The 23,585-nt window shown below is 44.5% G+C and carries 21 protein-coding genes and 1 riboswitch; of the genes, 20 read left to right on the forward strand and 1 reads right to left on the reverse strand.

Annotated features, from left to right (window positions below):
- The first annotated feature begins 10 nt into the window (after positions 1–10).
- The 10 genes from mngB to LF822_RS12995 all read left to right on the forward strand — a co-directional run bounded on the left by mngB (position 11) and on the right by LF822_RS12995 (position 11,791).
- Positions 11–2,614 (forward strand): mannosylglycerate hydrolase, encoded by a 2,604-nt coding sequence (gene mngB / locus LF822_RS12950; RefSeq protein ID WP_253924487.1) that lies wholly within the window; start codon positions 11–13, stop codon positions 2,612–2,614.
- Between the two features lie 116 nt (positions 2,615–2,730).
- Positions 2,731–3,348 (forward strand): HAD family hydrolase, encoded by a 618-nt coding sequence (locus LF822_RS12955; protein ID WP_253924488.1) that lies wholly within the window; start codon positions 2,731–2,733, stop codon positions 3,346–3,348.
- Between the two features lie 194 nt (positions 3,349–3,542).
- Positions 3,543–4,598, forward strand: coding sequence for a M14 family zinc carboxypeptidase (locus LF822_RS12960; protein WP_253924489.1), 1,056 nt, complete (start codon positions 3,543–3,545; stop codon positions 4,596–4,598).
- Positions 4,599–4,907: 309 nt separating this feature from the next.
- Complete coding sequence (allD, locus tag LF822_RS12965) at positions 4,908–5,918, forward strand: ureidoglycolate dehydrogenase (protein WP_253924490.1); 1,011 nt, start codon at positions 4,908–4,910, stop codon at positions 5,916–5,918.
- 43 nt (positions 5,919–5,961) lie between these two features.
- Positions 5,962–6,957 (forward strand): TRAP transporter substrate-binding protein, encoded by a 996-nt coding sequence (locus LF822_RS12970; RefSeq protein WP_253924491.1) that lies wholly within the window; start codon positions 5,962–5,964, stop codon positions 6,955–6,957.
- 75 nt (positions 6,958–7,032) lie between these two features.
- The gene (locus LF822_RS12975) at positions 7,033–7,509 is read left to right on the forward strand and encodes a TRAP transporter small permease (protein WP_253924492.1); all 477 of its coding nucleotides are present in this window, start codon (positions 7,033–7,035) and stop codon (positions 7,507–7,509) included.
- Positions 7,509–8,783 (forward strand): TRAP transporter large permease, encoded by a 1,275-nt coding sequence (locus LF822_RS12980; RefSeq protein ID WP_253924493.1) that lies wholly within the window; start codon positions 7,509–7,511, stop codon positions 8,781–8,783. The genes LF822_RS12975 and LF822_RS12980 overlap by 1 nt, the downstream gene beginning before the upstream one ends.
- Positions 8,784–8,800: 17 nt before the next feature.
- Positions 8,801–9,817, forward strand: a complete 1,017-nt coding sequence (locus LF822_RS12985) for a zinc-binding alcohol dehydrogenase family protein (protein WP_253924494.1) — start codon at positions 8,801–8,803, stop codon at positions 9,815–9,817.
- 45 nt (positions 9,818–9,862) lie between these two features.
- Positions 9,863–10,942 carry a mannonate dehydratase gene (uxuA, locus tag LF822_RS12990; RefSeq protein WP_253924495.1) on the forward strand — a complete coding sequence of 360 codons (1,080 nt, stop codon included), beginning with the start codon at positions 9,863–9,865 and terminating at the stop codon, positions 10,940–10,942.
- Complete coding sequence (locus LF822_RS12995; RefSeq protein WP_253924496.1) at positions 10,943–11,791, forward strand: SDR family oxidoreductase; 849 nt, start codon at positions 10,943–10,945, stop codon at positions 11,789–11,791.
- Positions 11,792–12,130: 339 nt separating this feature from the next.
- Here the strand turns inward: LF822_RS12995 and LF822_RS13000 are convergent, their stop codons facing one another.
- On the reverse strand, positions 12,131–13,600 hold the full coding sequence (locus LF822_RS13000) for an alpha-amylase family glycosyl hydrolase (RefSeq protein WP_253924497.1): 1,470 nt from the start codon (positions 13,598–13,600) through the stop codon (positions 12,131–12,133).
- A gap of 424 nt (positions 13,601–14,024) precedes the next feature.
- Positions 14,025–14,208, forward strand: a riboswitch (cobalamin riboswitch).
- Positions 14,209–14,337: 129 nt separating this feature from the next.
- Here LF822_RS13000 and LF822_RS13005 point away from each other — a divergent pair.
- From LF822_RS13005 to LF822_RS23120, 10 genes are all read left to right on the forward strand, one after another.
- Positions 14,338–15,315: an ABC transporter substrate-binding protein gene (locus LF822_RS13005; protein ID WP_253924941.1), complete on the forward strand. Its 978-nt coding sequence runs from the start codon at positions 14,338–14,340 to the stop codon at positions 15,313–15,315.
- Complete coding sequence (locus tag LF822_RS13010; RefSeq protein WP_253924942.1) at positions 15,308–16,333, forward strand: FecCD family ABC transporter permease; 1,026 nt, start codon at positions 15,308–15,310, stop codon at positions 16,331–16,333. Before LF822_RS13005 ends, LF822_RS13010 begins: the two co-directional genes overlap by 8 nt.
- 133 nt (positions 16,334–16,466) lie before the next feature.
- Positions 16,467–17,930: an adenosylcobinamide amidohydrolase gene (locus tag LF822_RS13015; protein ID WP_253924943.1), complete on the forward strand. Its 1,464-nt coding sequence runs from the start codon at positions 16,467–16,469 to the stop codon at positions 17,928–17,930.
- Positions 17,927–18,889, forward strand: coding sequence for an adenosylcobinamide-phosphate synthase CbiB (cbiB, locus tag LF822_RS13020; RefSeq protein WP_253924498.1), 963 nt, complete (start codon positions 17,927–17,929; stop codon positions 18,887–18,889). The genes LF822_RS13015 and cbiB overlap by 4 nt, the downstream gene beginning before the upstream one ends.
- A complete protein-coding gene (locus LF822_RS13025) occupies positions 18,864–19,919 on the forward strand; it encodes a pyridoxal phosphate-dependent aminotransferase (RefSeq protein ID WP_253924499.1) in 1,056 nt (351 codons plus the stop codon). Before cbiB ends, LF822_RS13025 begins: the two co-directional genes overlap by 26 nt.
- On the forward strand, positions 19,916–20,449 hold the full coding sequence (locus LF822_RS13030; RefSeq protein WP_253924500.1) for a bifunctional adenosylcobinamide kinase/adenosylcobinamide-phosphate guanylyltransferase: 534 nt from the start codon (positions 19,916–19,918) through the stop codon (positions 20,447–20,449). Before LF822_RS13025 ends, LF822_RS13030 begins: the two co-directional genes overlap by 4 nt.
- Positions 20,446–21,915 carry a cobyric acid synthase gene (locus tag LF822_RS13035; RefSeq protein WP_253924501.1) on the forward strand — a complete coding sequence of 490 codons (1,470 nt, stop codon included), beginning with the start codon at positions 20,446–20,448 and terminating at the stop codon, positions 21,913–21,915. The genes LF822_RS13030 and LF822_RS13035 overlap by 4 nt, the downstream gene beginning before the upstream one ends.
- Positions 21,912–22,676 carry an adenosylcobinamide-GDP ribazoletransferase gene (gene cobS / locus LF822_RS13040; RefSeq protein WP_253924502.1) on the forward strand — a complete coding sequence of 255 codons (765 nt, stop codon included), beginning with the start codon at positions 21,912–21,914 and terminating at the stop codon, positions 22,674–22,676. The genes LF822_RS13035 and cobS overlap by 4 nt, the downstream gene beginning before the upstream one ends.
- Entirely contained in the window at positions 22,649–23,248 is a 600-nt protein-coding gene (locus tag LF822_RS13045; protein WP_253924503.1) for a histidine phosphatase family protein, read from the forward strand. Before cobS ends, LF822_RS13045 begins: the two co-directional genes overlap by 28 nt.
- Positions 23,209–23,583 (forward strand): bifunctional adenosylcobinamide kinase/adenosylcobinamide-phosphate guanylyltransferase, encoded by a 375-nt coding sequence (locus tag LF822_RS23120; protein ID WP_253924504.1) that lies wholly within the window; start codon positions 23,209–23,211, stop codon positions 23,581–23,583. Before LF822_RS13045 ends, LF822_RS23120 begins: the two co-directional genes overlap by 40 nt.
- Positions 23,584–23,585: the final 2 nt, after the last annotated feature.

The following is a 23,585-nucleotide window of genomic DNA, read 5'->3' on the forward strand; positions in this document are numbered from 1 at the left end:
GGGATTCGAGATGAAGCAAGTGCACGTTGTACCCCATATGCACTGGGACCGGGAATGGTATTTCTCAACAGAAGAATCGAGAATTTTACTCGTTAATAATATGGAAGAAATCATGGAGCGGCTCGAGAATGATCCAGAGTATCCTTACTATGTACTCGATGGACAGACTTCGATTTTAGAAGATTATTTTGCCGTAAAGCCGGAAGCGAAAGAGCGGGTGAGAAAGCTCGTTCAGTCAGGGAAACTGATCATTGGTCCATGGTACACACAGACCGATGAAATGGTCGTCGGCGGTGAGTCAATCGTCCGCAATCTGCTGTACGGTATCAAAGACAGCAAGGAGTTCGGGCAGCCGATGATGATCGGCTACCTGCCTGATTCCTTCGGTCAGTCCGCGCAGATGCCTCACATTTTAAACGGCTTTGATATAAAATATACGATGTTCTGGCGCGGGACTTCCGAGCGCCATGGCACTGATAAAACAGAATTCTACTGGCAGACAGAGGATGGTTCCCGTGTCCTCGTCCAGCTCCTGCCGCTCGGCTACGCGATTGGAAAGTATCTGCCGCAGGAAGAGGAAGCGTTAAAGGAGCGGATGGAAAAATATTTTCCTGTCTTGGACCGCGGGACGACGACGGACCATTTAGTGCTGCCGAACGGACACGATCAAATGCCGATTCAGAAGGACATTTATGAAGTCATGGAAAAATTGCGTGCACTCTATCCGGACCGAGAATTTTTCTTAAGTAACTACGAAAATATTTTTGCCGAAGTCGAGAAACAGGAGGATCTCGCCGTGCTTGAAGGTGAATTTCTCGATGGAAAATATATGCGCGTCCACCGCAGCATTTTCTCTACACGCATGGATATTAAAGCCGCCAACACCCGCGTGGAAAATAAGATCACAAACGTGCTTGAGCCGCTTGCATCCATGGCGTATGACCTCGGCTTTGAGTACTATCACGGCTTGATAGAGCTGATTTGGAAAGAAATCATGAAAAACCACGCCCACGACAGCATCGGGTGCTGCTGCTCAGACAAAGTCCACAGCGAAATTGCTGGACGACTGTTTTTAGCCGAAGAAAAAACGGATCAGCTGATCGAATTTTACAAGCGTAGGATTGTAGATGCAATCGAAACAGAGGATGATACGGACCTCCTGACGCTGTTTAACTTCCTTCCGTATGAACGTGAGGAAGTCGTAACGACTGAGCTGATCACGAAATACAAAGGATTTACCTTACTGGACGGTGAAGGAAAAGAAGCAGATTACGAGATTCTTCACTCAGAAGAGATCGATCCCGGCTTGATTGACCGTCAAATTGTCCACTACGGCAACTACGACCCTTTTATTAAATATGAAATTCAGCTGAAGGAAACACTGCCGCCGATGGGGTATACGACCTTATTCGTCCAAGAAGCAGAAGAAAAGTCAGCTGGAGGTCAAATCGTAAATTCGGTTGAAACAGACTACTATCGGGTCCATGTAAACGAGAACGGCACCCTGAAAATTTATGATAAACAGCTGGAACGGACTTTTGATCAAGTGCTTTTACTTGAAAATGGAGGCGACGACGGCGATGAATATGATTACTCGCCCCTTGAAGGTGAGCAGTTGATTCACAGCGGTGAAGTGGAAGCCAGCGTATCGCTGACGCAGAACTCCTGCGCTGCAAGCATGGCCATTTCCTATACGTTACAAGTCCCTGCCGATTTAGAAAACCGGAAAGCAGGCGGGCGTAACAGCAGGGTAGATGTTCAATTCAAGGTTCACATCCCTAATCATAAACCGTTGATCGAAGTAGAATGCGAGCTTTATAACGAAGCAGAAGACCACCGTCTGCGTGCTTATATCCCAACCGGCTTAAGCTCAAGCTTTTCCATCGCCGATAACCAGTTCGGCCATATTAAACGCGACGTTGTGGATTCCGCGATGAACGTCTGGGAAGAGGAAAAATGGAGCGAACGTCCCGACGCCATTTATCCGATGTTAAGCCATGTCGGCTTGTCGGATGAAGACTACGGGGTGAGCGTGTTAACAAACAGCACGAGAGAATACGAGATTGTAGGGGAACATTTTGATACAATCGCGGTCACGTTGTTCCGAAGCGTCGGCTATCTCGGAAAATCGGATATGCTGAGAAGACCCGGACGTCCATCAGGTATTAAAATGCCGACACCGGACTCACAGATGCTAGGAAAGCTGAAGCTTGACTTCGCCCTGTATTTTCATGAAGGAAGCACGCTTGAAGCAAACATCGCCAAAGCAGCAAAAGACTACTTGACACCGATTGAAACGTATAACAAGATACCTCACAATGCAATGAAGCTCAATGAATCCAGTGTAAAAACGCCGGTTCGCTATCAGCTGCTTGAAGAGGCTGAGCATTCGGAAGCCGTGCTGAGTACGTTGAAGAAGGCGGAGGATGAAGACGCGTTGATTTTACGGGTGTTTAATGCGAAAGAGCATGCAATTGTAGCAGGCTTTCATGCGGATAAGAATGTAAGTGAAGTGTGGCAGACGAATTTGAATGAGGAACGTCAACAGGAGCTGAAGTTGAACCATTTCCCGATGACGATCAATCAGTCGAAAAGTATAAAAATTATAAAATAAAGGCCAGCCTTCCAATCTCCCAAACGGAATTGGAGGGCTTCTTTTTATAGAAATTAATATCATATGATAAAGTAGAAGGTAGATTCTACATATATTTATAAAAGGAGCCATTCATTATGGATAGCATTATATTTGACCTTGACGGCACCCTGTGGGATTCCGTGGATACCGTCGCAAGCTCGTGGAACCGCACCATTGCCAGAAACAATCAAGTAGACAAAACGTTAACAAGAGAAGACCTTGAAGGCGTAATGGGTCTGCAAATGGAGGAAATCAGCAAAAGGCTTTTTCCGAACCTGAAAACTACAGATAGACAGCAATTGTTAGAGGACTGCTGCAGGATCGAGAACGATGACATCGAGAAAGAAGGAGGTGTCCTTTACGATCACGTGGAAGACATCCTGAAGAAGCTTTCAAAAAAATATAAGCTCTTCATCGTCAGCAACTGTCAGGATGGCTATATCGAAGCTTTTTATAAATACCATAAGCTCGAAAAGTACTTTGACGATTTTGAGAATCCGGGAAGGACCGGGCTTTCAAAGGGAGAAAACATTCAATTAATTATCGATAGGAACAATTTATCTGATCCAGTTTATGTAGGGGATACAGAAGGGGATCGAAAGGCTGCAATGAATGCAGGGGTTCCTTTTGTGTATGCTAAGTATGGATTTGGCCAGGTGAGTGAGTATGATGAGGTGATTGAGAGATTTGATGAGCTTGTGAAACTATACTAATATCGAACGAGTCATCACCAGGCTCGTGCTATTAATAAGAAAAGGCGAGTTCTAATGCTCGCTTTTTTGTGTTTCTTGCTGATGAGATCAACTTTATTAATGGGTAAATTGACTGAATTTTTAATATATTAGAAGGGAATGTCAACTTTTTCAAGAAAATATTACCTGTAACTACATTTCTTGGAGGGGTGTGTATGAAAAACTACAAATTCAAAAAAGGGTTAACAGCTGCACTGACTTTAACACTGCTTGCTTCACCAGCCTTCAGCTTAGTCAGTGCCGAGGGAAGTGGTCCGGAAGTGAATGAAAACCAGCAAGTGAAAATTGAAAGTTTAACAAGTAATGAAGAGCTGGCAGATTTTTTACGAGAGGCAGATGAAAAGTCTGAGCACGTTAGTGTTGAAGTCATTGGTCAATCGATTAAGGGGCGCGATCTTAACCTTGTCAAAGCAGGCAGTGATCCAAATAACCCTACGATTCTTATGCTCACACAGCAGCACGGAAATGAGGCGCTAGTCACTGAATCTGCAGTTCAGGTGATTAAGAAGCTCTCTACCAATGGCAAGGAGGTAAAGGAATGGCTCGATAATGTAAATGTTTTGTTTGTACCTCGATTAAACCCTGACGGAGCAGCAGGCGACGTCGATTGGGATACTTCTCATCTTCAATTCGGAGGGATGCAGACACGTAACAATGCGGCCGGCATTAACTTAAACCGCACTCATAACTCTTTATCACAGCCGGAAACCCGCGCTCTGCATGAGGATGTCCTTCAAAAGTACGACATTGATTATGCCATCGATTTTCATCACCAAATAGCTAATCGTGTAACTGAGGAAGGAGAATTAGTATCCGGTGCTCTGCTTTTTCCAACGAGTACAGTAACTGATGAAGTATTGGAGAAGTCACAAAAACTGGGAGCTGTTGTTTACAATGAAATGGAATCTAAAGGGTACGGCACATTTGCCCGCTATGCGGAGGGGGATGGATTAACATCAAACGCGCGCAACCATTTCGCAACCCACTACGATATTCCGACTATTCTTTTTGAAAATAGAGGGATGACCGATTCTCCAAATACGAGTTCAATTCTTGGTCAGAAGAGCAGTGGTTACTTGATTAAACAGGGAACTGATGCCATGCTTTCTTCAATTGCTGCGCTGGCGGATGGCTCGATTGAAGATGCGGACGCAAGTGTTTGGGATACGATGCCGGATCAATATACGGCAGACACGGATAGTGAAGAATAAGTAAAACCCTGCTTCAATAGCGAAGCAGGGTTTTACTTATTCTTTACACGATTCCTTTATAACTCAGCAGCCTATACATGAGAGTTTTATATAAAATTAAGAAAAGTTAAAAAATAATGTTTTAAAAGCGCTTTCACTGTGTTATTATTTACTAAATCGGTTTAGTGAATCGGTTTAGTAAACCGGTTTAGTTGTTTGAGCCTGCTTAGAGAACCATTAAGTTTCTTTTTTGTTCTTTATTGTAAGCGTTTTATAAGTAGGTTCGTTATCCATATTTCATCTAATACGAAAGATAGAGAGGGAGATAGTATGACTGTAAAAGTTGTTTCTCAAGACAAACTAAAATCATTAGTGGTAAATAAACTTACAGAAGCTAATGTAAGTAAAGATCATGCGAAAATAGTGGCTGATGTATTGGTTCACGCTGATTTACGTGGGGTTAGTTCACATGGAGTCTTACGTACAGAACATTATGTGAAGAGGATGTCAGAAGGTGGGATGAATGCTAAGCCTCAGTTTAATATAACCAAAAAAGGATCCTCAGCTGCTTTATTTGATGGGGATAATGGCATGGGTCATGTGATAACTAAAGCAGCAATGGATGAAGCTATTAAACTATCTAAAGAAAATGGCATTGGAATTGTAGGTATTGTAAATAGTAGTCATTGCGGTGCTTTGTCCTATTTCGCTCAACAGGCTGCTGACCAAGAAACTATCAGCATGATAATGACGCATACGGATAGTGCAGTTGTGCCATTTGGAGGGGCTGAACCTTTTTTTGGAACGAACCCTATTGCATACGGTTTTCCTGCTCAACGCTATCGTCCAATCATTCTGGATATGGCTACTAGTAATGTAGCATTAGGAAAAGTATTACACTCAAGAGAAACCGGCAGTGATATTCCTGATAACTGGGGAGTTGATGAGAAAGGTAATCCGGTTACAAATCCTAATTTAGTAAAGTACTTATTACCATCCGGGGGACCAAAAGGATATGGACTTGGACTTGTAGTAGACGTTTTGACGGGGGTATTGACTGGTGGTTCATTCGGACCGGGCATTTCCACCATGTATGGCGACTATCAAAGTAATAGAGAGCTTAGTCATGTGATTGTAACGATAGATCCTGGTTTGTTCATTGATAAAAATGAATTTCTTCGTAATATCGACCAAATGATAGATCAGTTGCATGATGTTAAACCGGCTGAAGGGTTTTCTTCTGTTTTAGTGCCAGGGGAACCAGAACAGTTAAAAGAAGAAAAATACAAGGCAGATGGGATTCCAGTACCGCAAAGTATATTTAATTACTTAAATTCTTGAGTAATTTAATTTACATAAATTTAAATTCTAAGGAGGCATTTTTATGAGAAAAAAAGTAAGTTTATTCTTTTCAGTGCTGTTGGTTTTTGTTTTAGCTGCATGTGGGAGCGATGATGGAGGATCTGGATCGGGCGATACGATTACCTGGAAATTAGGGCACTTATCTAATGAGGATCATCAATGGAACAAAACAGCAGAGAAATTTGCCGAACTAGTAAGCGAGAAAACGGATGGGCAGCTGGAAATTGATATTTACCCTAACGAAGAATTGGGCTCTGAAACCGAAGTGTTAGACGGTATCGAAGCCGGAACAGCCGATATGACAATTACTGGGGAAACTATGGAAAACTGGGCCCCTGAAGCTGCTCTTATGGCTACACCTTATGCATTTAATAATGAAGAACATTTACAAGAAGTAGTTGAAGGAGATGTTGGAGCAGATATTGAAGAAGCCGTAAAAGAAGAGGTGGGAGTAACACCGCTTTACTACCATACTCGAGCTCCTAGAAACTTGACTTCTAACGAAAAAATAGAAACCCCTGACGATTTGGACGGTTTTAAGATGAGAGTGCCAAATGTACCTTTATTTATGGAAGCATGGGAAGAGGCAGGAGCTAGACCTCAAGCGATGGACTTTAGTGAAGTATTTACTGGACTCCAGCAAGGTGTTATCGATGGACAAGAAAACCCAGTAGACCTTATTCAGAGTGGAGGGCTGGCAGAGGTACAAGATTATGTGAATGTTACTGAGCATGTATACTCCTGGATTTATGTAGTAGTAGGAAATGACCAGTATGAAGAGTTAGATGAAGATATGCAGGAATCTGTACAGGAAGCTGCTGCAGAAGCGCAGGAATATGGCATGGAGTTATATGAATCAGAAACAGAGGAAATTGAGAAAGAATTAAAAGAAGAGGGTATGGAATTCGTTGAAGTCGATCAAGAAGCTTTTGCAGAGAAAATGCAGCCGGGTGTTGAAGCCAACTTTGACGACGTACAGTTAGATTTATATGAAAGGATTGTTGAGGCCGGAGAATAAACCTTTTGATAAACATTCTCCCTTAGAAGGGGGAGTGTTTATCTTTTACCTTACGATCAAAAAGGGTGATTACACATGCAACTTGTCAAATTATTGAGTAATTTACTTAAATTTCTAACGGTTATTCTTTTTATTGCTTTAGTTATTGTTGTCTTAATTCAAATCACCGGCCGGTATACTCCTTATTCTTTTGTTTGGACAGAAGAACTTTCCAGGTTCTTGTTTATTTATGCTATTGCCGTTTCGGCTCCACTTGCGATGGAAAATCGGGAGTATGTCAGAGTAGATTTATTACTGGAAGTTGTTCCGAACAAAATTAGAAAATATGTAGATTCTTTTATTTACTTAGTAATTGGTGCCTTTTCGGCATTTTTAATCTATTATGCCTATGAATTCGCATTATTGGGACAGAACCAGTCTTCAGCAACTATAGCAGTAGAAATGTTTTATATAAATTTAAGTATGCTTATTATATTTTTACTTTTAGCACTATATAGCTTTATTAACATTTTTGTAGTCTTAAAGAATGATCAGGAAGAGGGTGTAAGGTAATGTTGGCCATGATTTTGTTTGTTTCCTTTCTTGTTTTAATATCATTAAGTGTGCCAATTGCCTTTAGTTTAGGAATGTCATCACTTATTTACCTGCTGTTGGCCGATATTCCATTAAACGTTATTCCGCAAAAAATGTTTGGGGGTATTAACTCCTTTACTCTTCTTTGTATTCCCGGCTTTATTCTAGCAGGTAATTTAATGAATGCTGGAGGAATTACAGATAGAATAATTAATTTTACTAATAACATAGTTGGGCACATTAGAGGAGGGTTAGGGTTAGCAAACGTCGGTTCATCTATGGGATTTGCAGGAATATCAGGGACAGCCCTTGCAGATACAGCCAGTATAGGTTCGGTAATGATTCCTGCCATGAAGAAAGAAGGATATGATTCTGCCTTTGCTGTTGCAGTTACTTCCTCTTCATCAACCATTGGACCGATTATACCTCCATCCCTCCCAATGATCATTTTAGGAACATTAGCAACTGTATCAATTGGAGACTTGTTTCTAGCTGGTACAATTCCGGGTATTTTATTGGGGATTAGTTTAATGATTTTAACTTATATCATTTCTAAAAAGCGAAAATATCCTAAAGGAGAGCGGCAGCACCTGTCCGTAGTAATCAAATCATTCTCTGGAGCTTTTTGGGCGTTAATGATGACAGTTGTTATTTTATTTGGGATTTTAAGCGGATTATTTACACCAACCGAAGCTTCTATTGTGGCCGTGGTTTACGCATTAATTGTAGGCCTGCTCGTGTATCGTGACCTTAAATTAAAAATGATTCCTAAAGTATTCCTGGATTCCATGGTGAGTACTGCTGGAATAATGGTTTTGGTAGGTTTTGCTAACTTGTTTGGCTGGATTTTAGTAAGTGAACAAATTCCTCAGCTTGTGGCAGATGGAATATTATCCCTTTCTGAGAATCCTATAGTAGTTATTTTGCTGCTGAATTTATTACTTTTGTTCGTAGGGACATTTATGGAGACTATTGCAGCGCTGGTCATTTTGTTTCCAGTTCTGCTGCCGGTAGCTACTTATATAGGAATGGACCCTGTCCATTTTGGTGTCATGATGGTGTTAAACTTGATGATTGGTTTATCTACACCACCAGTAGGAGTCTGCCTGTTTGTTGCTTCTAGTATAGGGAAGGTTTCTCTTGGACGAGCAACAATAGCGCTTCTTCCGTTCCTGGGTGTTAGTTTACTGGTACTCTTGCTTGTTAGTTTTATACCTGAATTAACTCTGTTCTTACCAAGCTTATTTGATTAAGGAAAGGGGGCTAAACGTTGAAGGCTATACAAGTTAATGAACCAGGTGAATTAAACGTAGTAGATTTGGAAGAACCTAAGCTGATTAATTCACATGATGTGAAATTACGGGTAAGAGCCATGGGTATATGCGGCTCTGATATGCATATTCTTCACGGAGAAAATCCATTTGCCAGTTATCCAAGAATTATAGGACATGAACTGGCAGGCGAAGTAATGGAAGTTGGTGAGTTAACGGACGGACTCACGATTGGAGATAAAGTCGTCGTTGAGCCGATGACTTCTTGTGGGAATTGTTATGCGTGTAAGCAGGACAGACCGAATGTATGTGAAAATGTTGAAGTTTACGGGGTGCACCGGGATGGGGGCGGTCGTCAGGTAATGACGATCTCCGCCTCCTTAGTTCACCGTGTCCATCAATCAGTAGACTGGAGTGAAATTGCTCTAATCGAACCGTTCACTATAGGAGCTCAATCCATTTACCGCGGAAACGTGCAAGAAGGAGACCGTGTATTTATTATTGGAGCAGGCCCGATTGGTCTCTGTTGTTTAAAAATGGCTAAAAAAGCTGGTGCCCGCGTGGCGATATCGGATTTCAATGAGGAAAGGCTTAAATTTGCTGAAAGCTGGGGAGCGGATCTGGTCGTTAATCCTGCGCACAGTGATATGCCACAGCAGGTCTTTTCATGGACAGATGGAATGGGAGCAAATGTTGTTATCGACGCAGTAGGCACTTCTAAGACGGTAGAACAGGCGGTTTCTCTAACATCAGTGGCTGCAAGAGTCGTTTTACTTGGATTTTCAAATGACTTATCAAAGCTTGCCCAGGTAGATATTACAAAAAAAGAGCTCACTATCAGCGGATCAAGGCTGCAGACTCATCAGTTTCAGAATGTTGTTAATCTATTTAACTTCATGGAATTAGATGTGAAAGATTTAGTAAGCCATGAGTATGAAATTTCTCAAGCTAAAGAAGCTTTTAAGTTAATGGAGGATGCTCCTCCTGAAGTGAGAAAAGTAATCATTAAAATGTAGTTCAGGAGAGGGATTTCAATTGATTATGCGAGGTGCTTATCTAATATGAGAATGACGATGCGCTGGTTTGGCGAAGGAAATGATCATGTTCCATTACATCATATTAAGCAGATCCCGGGGGTAGAGGGAATTGTCTGGTCCCTTCATGATATCCCTGCTGGTGAGGAATGGCCGTTGGACAGAATATTAGAAGTAAAGAATCAGGCCGAAAGTCACGGATTACATATAGAAGTAGTGGAAAGTGTTAATGTTCATGAAGATATTAAGCTTGGTCTTCCTTCAAGAGATTATTATATAAACAATTATATTAAGACCATTGAAAAATTAGCTGAAGCAGGGGTGAAAGTAATTTGTTATAACTTTATGCCTGTTTTCGATTGGACACGTACCAATCTTTATAAAGAGATGGCGGATGGATCAACCGCATTGTTTCTTGAAAAAGATAAAATTAGAGATATTGATCCCAATCAGCTTGTACAGACCATAGCCAAGGATTCTAGTTATACTATGCCCGGCTGGGAGCCTGAACGATTGGAACAATTAACTACCCTGTTTGAAAAATACAAAGAAGTGACTGAGGAAGATTTATGGTCAAATTTACAGTACTTCTTAGAAAAAGTAATTACGGCTGCAAAGGAAAACGATATTAAAATGGGAATTCATCCGGACGATCCCCCCTGGTCTGTATTTGGGCTGCCAAGGATTATGACGAATAAAAAAAGTTTGCAAAGGCTTTTGAATTTAGTTGATGACCCCTATAATGGGTTAACTTTATGCAGTGGCTCTCTAGGTGCTGACCCTTATAATGATATTCCTGAGATGATCCATGAGTTTTCGGACCGTATCCATTATGCTCATGTTAGAAACGTAAAAACTTATGAGAACGGTGATTTTATCGAGACGTCACATCGAACGAAAGATGGATCTATAGATATTTATAAAGTAATGGAAGCTTATTATGATACCGAGTTTAATGGATATATAAGACCGGATCATGGCAGACACATCTGGGGAGAACAATGCCGGCCCGGATACGGGCTGTACGATAGAGGTCTCGGAATTATGTATTTATGGGGCATTTGGGATACCCTTGAACGAAACTTTACAAGGCAGGTGTCTAGTTAAATGGCGGGAAATAATACGAACCTAAACGAAAAAGTAGCCGTAATTACTGGGGGGAGTGGAGTTCTCTGCAGTGCAATGGCAAAAGAGTTAGGAAGGCTTGGAGCAAAAGTGGCTATATTAAACCGCAACGAACAAACTGGCAGGGAAGTAGAACAAGCTATTATAAATGAAGGGGGTACTGCTTTATCAGTTCCTTGCGACGTACTTGATAAAAACAGTGTGATCAGAGCTGAAGAAATTGTTACATCCGAATTAGGAATATGTGATTTGCTGATTAATGGAGCTGGAGGCAACCACCCAGACGGGACGACCGATAATGAAACACTGAAGCCGGAGGATTTAGATCAGAAAGAATTTTCCACTTTTTTTGATATGACCACAGAAGGTTTTCAATTCGTCTTTAATTTGAACTTAGTCGGTACGTTTATTCCAACCCAGGTTTTTTCAAAAAAGATGGTGAATCGGAAAGGGACTTCCATTATTAATATGTCCTCTATGAGTGCCCCGTCCCCTATGACAAAAGTGCCGGCTTATAGTGCAGCTAAGGCAGGTATTAATAATTTCACCCAATGGCTGGCTGTCCATATGGCTGAAGCGGGGATAAGAGTTAACGCTATTGCTCCTGGATTTTTTCTTACAGATCAAAATAGAAACATGCTGACTAACGATGATGGTACTTTAACAGAACGCTCTCACAAGATTATCAGTCAAACACCTATGCAGAGATTTGGTACCCCGGAAGACTTACTTGGTACATTGATTTGGCTGGCAGATGAAAATATGTCGGGATTTGTAACAGGGGTTACTGTTCCTGTTGATGGAGGGTTCTTAGCTTACTCAGGAGTTTAGTAGATTAGGACTTCAGAGAAGCCTTTAATTATTTAAACGGCCCCCATTCCTATTAAAAAAGTCTGTTAGATTTCCTTACACAATTGTATAAAAGCTAAAAATCTCATGCTACCCTTATATTAGTTAAAATATTCTGATAATTAATTAGGAGGGTATCACTTGAAGAAAACAAAAAATGTTAATCTGATTACATTTTCGATTCTTGCCATCAAAATGTGGATGGCAAAATAAAGGAAAAGGTGGCAGACATTTTTTCAGGTGGAACACATGGATTTTAACATATGGATAAAAGACACATTTCCTTCCGTGTCATAAGGGGATGTGTCTTTTATTTGTGTACTAATTAGATTTGCTTTTTATTATAACGGTCGCATTAGGTGGGACTATGAGTGTGGACTTTTTCAATGTAGCATTCGTATGAGTGGAGAAAATTTTCTTCCCTTTATTCTCAACTGTCAGGGCTATCGGCTTGTCGGAAATATTGTAGTACATATCCAGTGACTTATTCTCATAGGAACGTGTGTAGGCGATAATGTGTGGGTTATTCAGCTGGATCTCTGTTAAATCTCCCTTTTGAAGCTCAACGTGTTTATGACGAAGGCGGATTAATTCACGGTAATGATTTAATAAGGAATCTAAGTCTTCATCCTGTGATTCTACTGAGACTCCATTACGCCCGGTATTATATTCTGGCGTTCTCCACGTGGTTTGCCCATCTCCCTCTCCTTCATACCAGCGGAAGGGTTCGCGGATGAATTCGTCTGGTTTTTCCCCGGTCATTCCTATTTCCTCACCGTAGTAAATAAACGGATTTCCCGGGAGAGTCAAAAGTATGGATGCTGCAGTCTTTGCTTTGTCGGCGTTGTTTTTCCATTCACTCATGCCGCGGTTTTGATCATGATTGGTTAAAAAGACAGCATCAATTTTATTTGGATTATGCGGAAGATATAACTCTTCTGTAGAAAGGGCTGTGCGTACCACACCCTGATCGTAACTATTTTTAATCGAACGGACGATGACATCGGCCAAACTAAAGTTAAAGAGAGAGTCTAAAGATTGATAGTAGGGAGCCACCACTTCTGGTTGGTCCCACACTTCTCCGACTAAATAAACTTTCGGATTTATTTCTTTCATAGCTTCACGAAATTCGTTCCACCATTCGATGTTCTTTCTCGTGCCCTCGTCAAAGATGTGCAGGGCTGCATCCAATCGGAAACCATCTGCCCCCTGGTTAAGCCAGAATCTACCTATCTCTTTAACTTCTGCGCGAACTTCCTGTTTCTCGAAGTTTAGATCAGGCATTCCGTACCAAAACACTCCATAATAATAACCTTCCCCGTTCGGATTTTTATGCCACAGCTGCTGTCCCCATGGTCCTTTTTCATTAAGGTCTGTGTCATTATCAGCCCAGATGTAGTAGTCTCTGTATCTATTACTGGTACCAGCACTTGCTTCCTTAAACCATGGATGTTCAATGCTTGTATGATTTATGACTAAATCAATGATCAACGTCATATTCCGCTTGTGCATTTCAGAGACAAGGTTATGAAAGTCTTCTAAAGTACCGTAATCAGGATCCACATTGTAATAATCAACGACATCATATTTATGATAGCTCGGTGATGGACTGATTGGCATCAGCCACAGGCCATCGACTTGTAAACCCTTTTGGCTGTCGGGGTTTCCTGTATTTAAATAATCCAGCTGAGCTGTAATACCATTCAAATCACCGTGTCCATCTCTGTTAGAGTCATAGAAGGAGTTCACATAGATTTCATAAAACACACCGTTTTTATTATCTCTATTCATTATTTCGCCCCGTTTCCGTGTGGATATTAGGTCTGCTGGCAATGGAGATACATATCTATAACTTTGCTATGAATATTACCATCATTGGAAAATAGATACAATAACTATTTTGAGCAGCGGTCATTGTTTCAAGTTCTATGTTTATTAGAGCATGGCTGATTTAAATTTTGGTTATCCTAAGCCGATTATTATACTGACAAGAGCCCTAAGAATAAATTGCAGCTATTGTCCAACATATTTAGACAATTTCCCGGGAAATATTCATTTATATTAAGAACTACATATTTAATGTATTTGCTAATTACCCGCAAGAGACCAGGGTTCTTCTTAGAAATATAGTTTCTTTTGGTTTGTTTCTAAACAACGGTTTTTACAGTTAACTCGTGATTTTTCCCGGGACTTCCATTAAAATGAAAGAGAATAGAATATCGTCGAAAAAATAGGCGTGATGAGCTTCATCACTTAAAAGGGAAGCTGGTTCAATTCCAGCGCGGTCCCGCCACTGTATTTGCGAGCGACCTGCATCATTCCACTGTGTGCTTAAGCATGGGAAGGAGCAGCGAGCAATGACCATAAGCCAGGAGACCTACCTATTTTTCTTCACTAGTACCCTACGCGGATAGGAGGTGTGAGCAGAAGCGGTCTGTATGCATAAGGCGGCTTCATAGGTCATATACACATCTGCAGCAGGATGTGTTTTTTTGTGTTCATTTTTATTAAAAAAGGGGAGAGGTATGATGAAAAAATATTGGTATTACATAGGGGTGGCTTGTTTCTCAGTAGGATTACTTGCGGGCTGTGCGGAGGAATCGAGTGAGGAATCTAACGAGGAGGCACCTGAAGAAAACAATGAAGAAGCCTCAGGGGAGACGAGTTACCCATTAACTGTAGAGGATGCAATGGAGAATGAAGTGGAAGTGGAGGAGGACCCCGAGCGTATTGTCAGTTTAATGCCGAGTAATACGGAGATTGTGTTTGAGCTTGGCGCTGGGGAGGAAGTCGTCGGAGTATCTGAAAATGATAACTATCCTGAAGAGGTGACAGAGCTTGAGCAGGTCGGGGGCATGGAGATTAACGTGGAAAAAGTGCTGTCCCTTGAACCGGATCTGGTGCTTGCGCATGCCTCGGGAGCGCACAATTCACAGGAGGCGCTGGATCAAATTGAAGAAGCGGATATTCCAGTTTATATCGTAGAGGATGCGACAAGCTTTGATGGCGTCTACGATACAATTGACGCGATTGGCGAGCTCGTTAACGAACAGGCAAACGCTGAGGAAATTGTAACGGGAATGCAGGAAGATGTAGAGACGGTTGAGGAACAGGCATCAGAAGTTGAAGACACGAAGAGTGTTTTTGTTGAGGTCTCTCCTGAGCCGGAAATTTTTACAACAGGTACAGGAACATTTATGAATGAAATGCTGGAGATGATTCAGGCAGAGAACGCGGCAGCAGATGAAGAAGGCTGGGTGCAGATGAATGAAGAGGCGGTTATTGATATGCAGCCGGATGCGATTGTTACTACCTATGGCTACTATACTGACGATCCGGTAGGCCAGGTGACCGGACGTGAAGGCTGGGAGGAGGTACCCGCTGTGGAAAATGAAGAAGTGATTGATGTACATTCAGACCTTGTAACACGCTCGGGTCCTCGTTTAGTGGAAGGGCTTGAAGAATTGGCAGAAGCGGTTTACCCAGATACCTTCGGCGATGAGTAAATTTTTTACCTATGTGGGATCGTTGTTCGTTCTCACAGCAGCGATTTTAGCAGGGGTCGGAGCGGGCAGTGTAGCTGTGCCGCTCTCTGAAATTGTCCGCGTGCTCGTCGATGCGGCAACGCCTTTCTCTACAGCGGAAGGGTCGGTCAATGCGAGCATTATCGTTGATGTACGATTGCCGCGCGTTCTTCTTGCTGGTCTCGTTGGTGCGTCGCTTGCGATTTCGGGAGCAGCATTTCAAGGTCTTCTGCAAAACCCGCTCGCCGATCCCTATACACTGGGAGTATCATCCGGAGCATCAGTAGGCGCAGTGCTCGTGTTGTTTCTTGGACTTTCTTTTCCAGTGTTTTCAATGTTTACGCTGCCGATCATGAGTATTGTGACGGCTGTGCTGACGCTTCTGTTTGTCATTACATTTGCCCGCATGCTCGATAAAACCCTGTCGATTGAAACCCTCATTTTAACAGGAATTGTGATGGGATCGTTTCTCGGCTCTGTCATTTCGTTAATGATTGCCTTAACCGGAGATGAGCTCCGGCAGATTGTCGGCTGGCTGCTCGGCAGCGTAGCAATGAGAGGCTGGAATTATGTCAGTCTGCTTGTGCCTTTTTTTGTCATAGGTTCAATGCTGCTGTTGATTCAAGGTCAGGAGCTCAATGCCATGTCGCTAGGAGAAGATCGGGCAAAGCAGCTTGGGGTGCCAACGGAAACACGAAAGGCAGTCATATTACTGGCTTCGTCGGTTCTAACAGGGGCAGCGGTCGCTGTATCCGGTACGATTGGCTTTGTCGGTCTCGTCGTTCCGCACATCTGCCGGAAATTGTTTGGTGTGGATCACCGTCATTTACTGCCGCTTTCCTTAATCAACGGGGCGACTTTTTTAATTCTTGCCGATCTTGTTTCACGTACAATTATCGCACCGGTGGAACTGCCGATCGGTGTAATTACTTCATTGATCGGGGCTCCGATTTTTGCAGTGATATTGTATCAGCAGAGAAAAGAACGGGCTGCAGTCTAAGTTATGGGCGCTTTTACCGTTTTATGGGTAATTCCTGGGGGTTACGGGCGATTATTTTCGTTTATGGGGAATTCCGCAGCTTTATGGGCCAAAAACAGTCTTTTATGGGCGAAAGGAGGGTGAGCCGCACGTGATGATAGAAGTCAACAGCCTCAGCGGAGGATATGGAGATCGAACGATCGTGAATCAAGTTGATTTTTCCGTAGCCAGGGGAGAATTTTTTGGAGTGGCCGGTCCTAATGGATGCGGGAAAACGACACTGTTTAAAATGATGAGCGGTGTGCTGCCGTTGTGGAGGGGCACAGTTTCGATCGACGGCCGCACGATTGATCAATATGATAGAAATAGCCTGGCCAGGAAAGTGGCGACATTGCCGCAGCTGCAGCAGAGCTACTTTACGTACAGCGTTCAGGAAACTGTGATGATGGGACGCTACGCCTACCAATCTGGTTTATTCAAGCAGCCGTCGATGGAAGACGAGCAGGTGGTGGAGCGGATCTTACACCAGTTAGGATTAGATGAAATGAAGCATCTTCCGATTACACAGCTTAGCGGTGGTGAACGGCAGCGCGTCTATTTGGCCCAGGCGTTAAGCCAGGAGCCGGATGTTCTTCTGCTTGATGAGCCGACGAATCACCTCGACTTCAGCTATCAAAAGCAGCTGCTCGATGAGCTGAAAGCGCTCACTAACAACGACAGACTTACGGTAGTGTCCATTTTTCACGATTTAAACATTGCAAGTCTCTATTGCGACCGGCTCCTGCTCATGGAAAAAGGCAGCATTAAGAAAATGGGAACGCCCGTTGCAGTCATGCAGAGGCCCTTGCTTGAAGGAGTCTACCAATCGGCGATCGATGTGTATGCCAATCCGACAGTGGCCAGTCCGCAAATGAACGTTTTGCCCGATTATACATTAAAGTATTCTTCCACGGTCAGCCCGGATCTTCTGCAAGTGAGTGAAGAAAAGCTGCTGTTTCAAACCGACCGTCCGCTTAAGACATATTCTTCCGCTGTTGTCGGGGCTGGTTTCGGCTGGTATCAACATTTTGTCAATTATCACGTGGAAAAAAGCTTCAGCTGTGAGGCACCGGATGAATTAATGAAGGAAAAGTTCAAAGAATGGGACCTGCCGGAGTATGACACGCTTGCGATGATGACCGCCGCATACGTAACGAATTATGCGAGCCGCTGCGTTCAGGAGGATGGTTTTTCGCTGCTGGTCATCGTGACAGCGGGCTTAAGCAATGCGGTAGATGTACTTTACGGGGCAAAACACGGCTTCACTCCAGCTCCCGGAACGGTGAACACATGGGTTTTCGTTGAAGGAGAGCTTTCAGAACAGGCCTTTATTCAGGCCATCATTACAGCGACCGAAGCCAAAACAAAAGCTTTCGCTGATTGTGAGATTACCGATCGATTAACGGGAACACCTGCGACAGGTACATCGACCGACAGCATGCTCGTCGCCGCTACGCAGACAGGAGTCCATCTTGAATATGCGGGCACAATTACACCGCTCGGAAGCTGTATCGGCCGAACCGTCTACGAAGCAACTGTAGAAGCTATAAAAAATTCATCTATAGGTAAACAACCATGACGTCTCATTTAATCGCGCTAACACTCGCCTTTTTCCTCGATTTGTGGCTCGGTGATCCGCGCTGGCTGCCGCACCCTGTCGTTATGATCGGCCGGCTCATTGCCTATCTTGAGAAAAAGTGGAATCAAGGAAGTTACCGTCGTTTAAAAGGAAGCATGATGCTGCTGATGGTGTGTGGATGCGTCTTTGCAATCTCGTCAGCCTTAGTCTGGGGCGGTTATCAGCTTCATTTTACAGCTGGTTTGTTCTTAGAAGCCGTGCTGATCTGGACAACGATTGCCGGTAAAGGGCTGAAACAGGCCGCAGCCGCTGTGTACAAGCCATTAATTGAAAAAGATTTTATCAGGGCACGCCAGCAGTTAGCTATGATCGTCGGGCGGGATACGGAACAGCTGGGAGAAGCCGGGATCACAAGGGGAACGGTAGAAACAGTTGCAGAGAATACAAGCGACGGAGTGACAGCCCCCTTGTTTTTCGCTTTCGTCGGAGGTGCTCCCTTGGCGATGGTGTACCGCGCAGTGAATACCTGTGATTCAATGGTCGGCTACCGTCATGAACGGTACCGGCAGTTCGGATGGGCGTCGGCGCGTTTTGACGACGTCGTCAATTATCTGCCCGCAAGGATGACAGCATGGTTATTACTGCTGGGAGAGCGGTCTCGGTATCATCAAAAGAAAGAGGTGTTCCGACTGCTGCCTCACCAGGCTGAGCGTCATCCCAGCCCTAACAGTGGCTGGGGGGAAGCGGCATTTGCTTTACTACTTGGTATTCAACTGGGTGGTAAAAATTATTATTTCGGCGAAGCTTCGTATCGGCCGGTTATCGGTGTTCCACGGGAAGAATTGCAGGCGTATCACATCCTGCAATCTACGAAACTGATGATGCGGGCGGTTGTATATTTTCTCATTTTTCTATGGATCGGAGGGGTTCTCATTGAAATGGCCGTCTCATGGCGCTAACCCGCACTATTTAACAGAAAAAATGGACTTGCCGCCGGTAACGTATGATTTGAGTGTCAACGTCAATCCGCTCGGTCCTCCGAAGTGGCTGAAGGAGGAATGGGATGAGCTGTATGCGACGGCTCTTGATTATCCGGATCCAGGGTGCGGGCAGCTGATTCGTGTGCTCGCAGAGGAAGAAGGGGTACCTGGCCGTCATCTTCTTGCCGGGAACGGGGCTTCTGAGCTGCTTATGCTGATCGGTCAGCTGTTTGCCGGGAAAAGGGTGCTCATCGTCGAACCGACGTTTTCCGAATACCGCACTATCGCTGGAACGTACGGCTGTCAAGTAAAGTCAGTGTTCCTGACAGAAGCAGAGGCATGGCGGCTGCCGGTGGAACGGGTAGTGGAAAAAGCCACGAATGCTGACCTTGTTGTCATTTGTAACCCTAACAATCCGACGGGTGTGCATTATGAGCTTGATGAACTGTTATTTTTGCTTGAGCATATGAAAGCCCACCTGTTGGTTGATGAAGCTTTTTACGATTTTGTTGAAAAAGAGCCGACGCTGCTCCCGTACGTGAAGGAGTTTCCGAGGCTGCTCGTGCTGAGGTCCTTGACAAAAATGTACGCTGTGGCGGGCCTGCGAATCGGCTATCTCGCGGGTGATCCTCGTTTGATTAAGAAGATCGCAGCGTTCCAGCCTGCGTGGAGTGTCAATGGGCTGGCGCAAACCGTCGGGGCACAAAGTGCACAGGACCATGAATTTCGGCGGCAAACCAGGGAATTTGTGAAGTTAGAAAAAGAACGAATGTTTCCTGAGATTCACCGTCTTGGTTTTACGATTTCAAACACGAGTGTGAATTTCTACCTGCTTGGAGGCTGGCCGAATCTCGGAGAAACACTGCTGCCTTATCTGCTGGAAAAAGGGATTGCTGCGCGGCATACATACAATTTTCCTGGCATGGACGGAGAGTATCTTCGTTTCAGTATCAGCTACAGGGAAGCCAACGATGCATTGTTCGAGACGCTTGCGGGGTGGAGCGTATGATTACTTTTATTTGCGGCGGCGTAAGAAGCGGGAAAACAAGATTTGCGGAGCGGCTGCTGCTTGCAAGTTCATGCAAAAACCTGCATTACGTTGCGACAGGTGTCGTGACGGATGAGGAGATGAAAGAGCGGGTCACCCGTCATCAGCAGGACCGTCAACGCAGTGAGCGGGCATGGACGACATGGGAACAGCCGACAGATTTACACGAGCTTGCCTTCTCCAGCAGCGATGCTGTGTTAATCGACTGTCTAACGACTTGGGTGACAAATGAAATGATGAAGCATGAGAAGATACCGCCCGGGAAGCTGGCCAAGGGGCTGAGTAAGCGGCTCGGGAAGCTTCTTCAACAGCCGGGGGATCTCGTTATTGTTTCTAATGATGTAAGCCGCGGTATGCCATCATCATTTACCATGGTAAGGGATTATATATACTTGCTTGGGCAGATGAACCAATGGCTCGTAAAGCATAGTGATCAAGCGGTCGAAATGGTATTCGGCCAGCCGTATTTTCATAAGGGGGTGGAACGATGAAGGGTGTGATGGTTCAAGGGACGGCATCGAACGTCGGCAAAAGCTGGATTGCCGCTGGTTTGTGCCGCTTGCTTGCACGGGAGGGGGTGAACGTCGCTCCGTTTAAATCACAAAACATGTCCAATAACGCTTACGTGACGGTTAAAGGAGAAGAAATCGGGCGCGCCCAGGGTGTTCAGGCAGAAGCGGCAGGAGTCGAGGCCACGGTAGACATGAATCCAATTTTATTAAAACCGACGAGCGATCAGCGGTCTGAAGTGATTCTGCGCGGCGTGAGTCAAACCGTCTGGTCAGGAAGCGAGTACCGTGAACAAGGGTATGAAAGAGGAAAACAAGTTATTTGTGAGTCAGCGGAAAAACTCGCAGAAGAATACGACACGCTCGTCATTGAAGGAGCAGGAAGTCCTGTGGAGATTAATTTAAATGACCGGGAGCTCGTCAATATGGCCATTGCCGATTTGCTGGATGTGCCGGTCATTTTAACAGCTGATATTGACCGCGGAGGGGTATTCGCAAGCATTGTCGGTACGCTTGAACTGCTTGAGGAGAGGCACCGCCGACGTGTAAAAGGGCTGATCATTAATAAATTCCGTGGACAGCGTGAACTGTTTGATGACGGCGTAAAGTGGCTGGAGGAGCGTACGGGTATCCCTGTGCTCGGTGTCGTGCCTCATTTAGAGAACCATGGCATTGAAGGAGAAGACTCATTAACAATTCAAAACGTACGGTCAGCTCAAGAAAAAGCGCTCGATATCGCTGTCATTCACTGGTCTTACACAGCGAACAATTCAGATGTAATGCCGCTCGCTCATGAACCGGATGTATCGATCCGCTATGTCAAATCCTTTAAAGACCTTGGTGATCCTGACGCCTTGATTCTACCGGGGACGAGAAGCACTATCGAAGACTTCCTTACGGCTGAGGAGCTCGGATTAACCGAAGCTGTACAAACGTACGCCGGGACAGGTACGGTTGTGGGCATTTGCGGCGGCTATCAGGTGTTGTGTGAAACGATGTATAAAAACCCGGAGGACGAGCATGGAATCAGCGGAATCGGCTTGTTTCCTTTAAAGACTACATTCCTTAGTAAAAAACAAACGATTCGTGTGAAGGGACAAACCCATGAAGAAAGCGGATTTGCGGCAGCAGCGATGAAGGGCTATGAAATTCACCTCGGACGTACCGAGGGAGTCATTGAAGCACCTTTTCTCGAATTGCTGGACGGTCCTGAAGGGATCAGTGTGGATAATGGGCGTCTCATCGGCACTTATATGCACGATTGTTTCCATAACGACGAATGGAGGACAGAGTGGCTGAACCGTTTACGAAGGAAAGCTGGACTCCCTGAGCTGCCGATCCTAAGGCTGGCAGAGCGTCAGAAACGGTACGACCGGCTTGCTGACCATTTGGAAGCACATCTTGATACGCAAACCTTGAGAGAGATCATCGAGGGAAGCGGCTCATGAAGAACCTTATTCTCAGTGTATTGTTTACGCTCCAATTTTTCTCAATCATTCCGGTTCACCGTGAAATTGAACCGACTCCTTCACGTGTACGAGCTTCATTAAGCTGGCTTCCTGTAATTGGATTAGGGTTTGGTGCTGTGAATTTACTGTTCATTACTGCTTTGCAACCGGTGATGAGTCCTGTCACTTTAGTCATTGTGGCGTTAACCATACCGATAGTGTTGAGCGGGGGACTTCACCTTGACGGTCTGATGGATACAGGAGACGCATATTTCTCCTATAAGGAGCGGGACAAACGCCTGGACGTTATGAAGGACCCGCGTACCGGCGCATTCGGTGTCCTCGTTTTACTTGCAGTGCTCGCCCTACGCTTCGTTTTTATGTATGAATCATTTCGTTCAGAAGCTTCCGCCCTGTGGTTGCTTGTACTCATTCCAGCACTGGCGCGTGTGGCGATGGTCGGCGTACTCGGTCATGTGCCTTCAGCTAAAAACACGGGTTTAAGCTCTTTTTTTCAACAATCATACCGGACTGGTGTGACGTGGAGCCTGGCTGCAATGAGTGTGTTCCTCTTATTCGGCGCATCTCTCCTTACGAGCTTGAACGTTTCAATAGCTCTCGGAGTGGCAGCCATTGCGGGAATATTTATGATAAAAATGTGGAGTCTGCGTGCATTTGGCGGTATTACCGGGGATGTATGCGGGGCTGCTCTAGAAGGGATGGTGACACTGTTATGGCTGATTGTGTGGATTTTTATTTAATCCGGCATGGGGAAACGACATCCAATCAAGAAAGGCGTTATATCGGCTGGCGTGACGAACCGTTATCGGATCAGGGTCGTCGTCAGATTAACCTACTTTGCAGAAAGCTTCCTCCGTTTGGCAGGCTCTTTTCGAGTGATCTGACGCGCTGCACCGAAACGGCAGGGAAGGTGGATGATCGCTTCCAAGTTGACCGAGCACTGCGTGAATACCATTTTGGCGATTTTGACGGCAAAAGGTATGCAGAGCTGAACAAGAATTCGGAATATCAATGCTGGCTTAATGATATGGAAAACGTGACACCCCCGAACGGGGAAAGCTTTTCTACATTTAGAAGCCGTGTGCTCAAGTTCATGGGAAGAATTCTGGATTGTTTAGGACAAGATGAGCAGATGCCGGTGGGAATCGTCACTCACGGCGGTGTAATCCGCACGCTGCTGCAGTATTTTTCAAAGCAGACGAATTCTATGTGGGAGTGGAGTATTGATCCGGGTGAGGCCTATCACCTTAAGCTTATAAAGGAGGGAGACGAGTGGATTTTGTTACAGGCGGAGCGCATAACGGCAAGCTGAACTGGGCGCTTAACCATTATGGTTCAAAGTCTTTAGTTGTCAGGGAAATAAGCGAATGGAAGCATACAGAAACTCTGGTTATCATAGATCATGCCGAACAGATACTTAAGCTCCCTGAAGCTGATGCATTTTTTCACAAAATGTGGGAGTGGGAACACAGCCGTCCTGATCATCAACTTATTATTATTGGAACGGATGTTACAGGAGGTATCGTTCCGGTGGAAAAAGAACATCGAGAATGGCGTGACAACGTCGGACTTCATTATCAACAATTTATAAAAGAGGCAGAGTCAGTCTACCGAATATGGTACGGTATTCCGCAGCAACTAAAATAGGA

Origin of the sequence: Halobacillus sp. A5 (assembly GCF_024189315.1) — a bacterium.
Taxonomy (GTDB): domain Bacteria; phylum Bacillota; class Bacilli; order Bacillales; family Halobacillaceae; genus Halobacillus_A.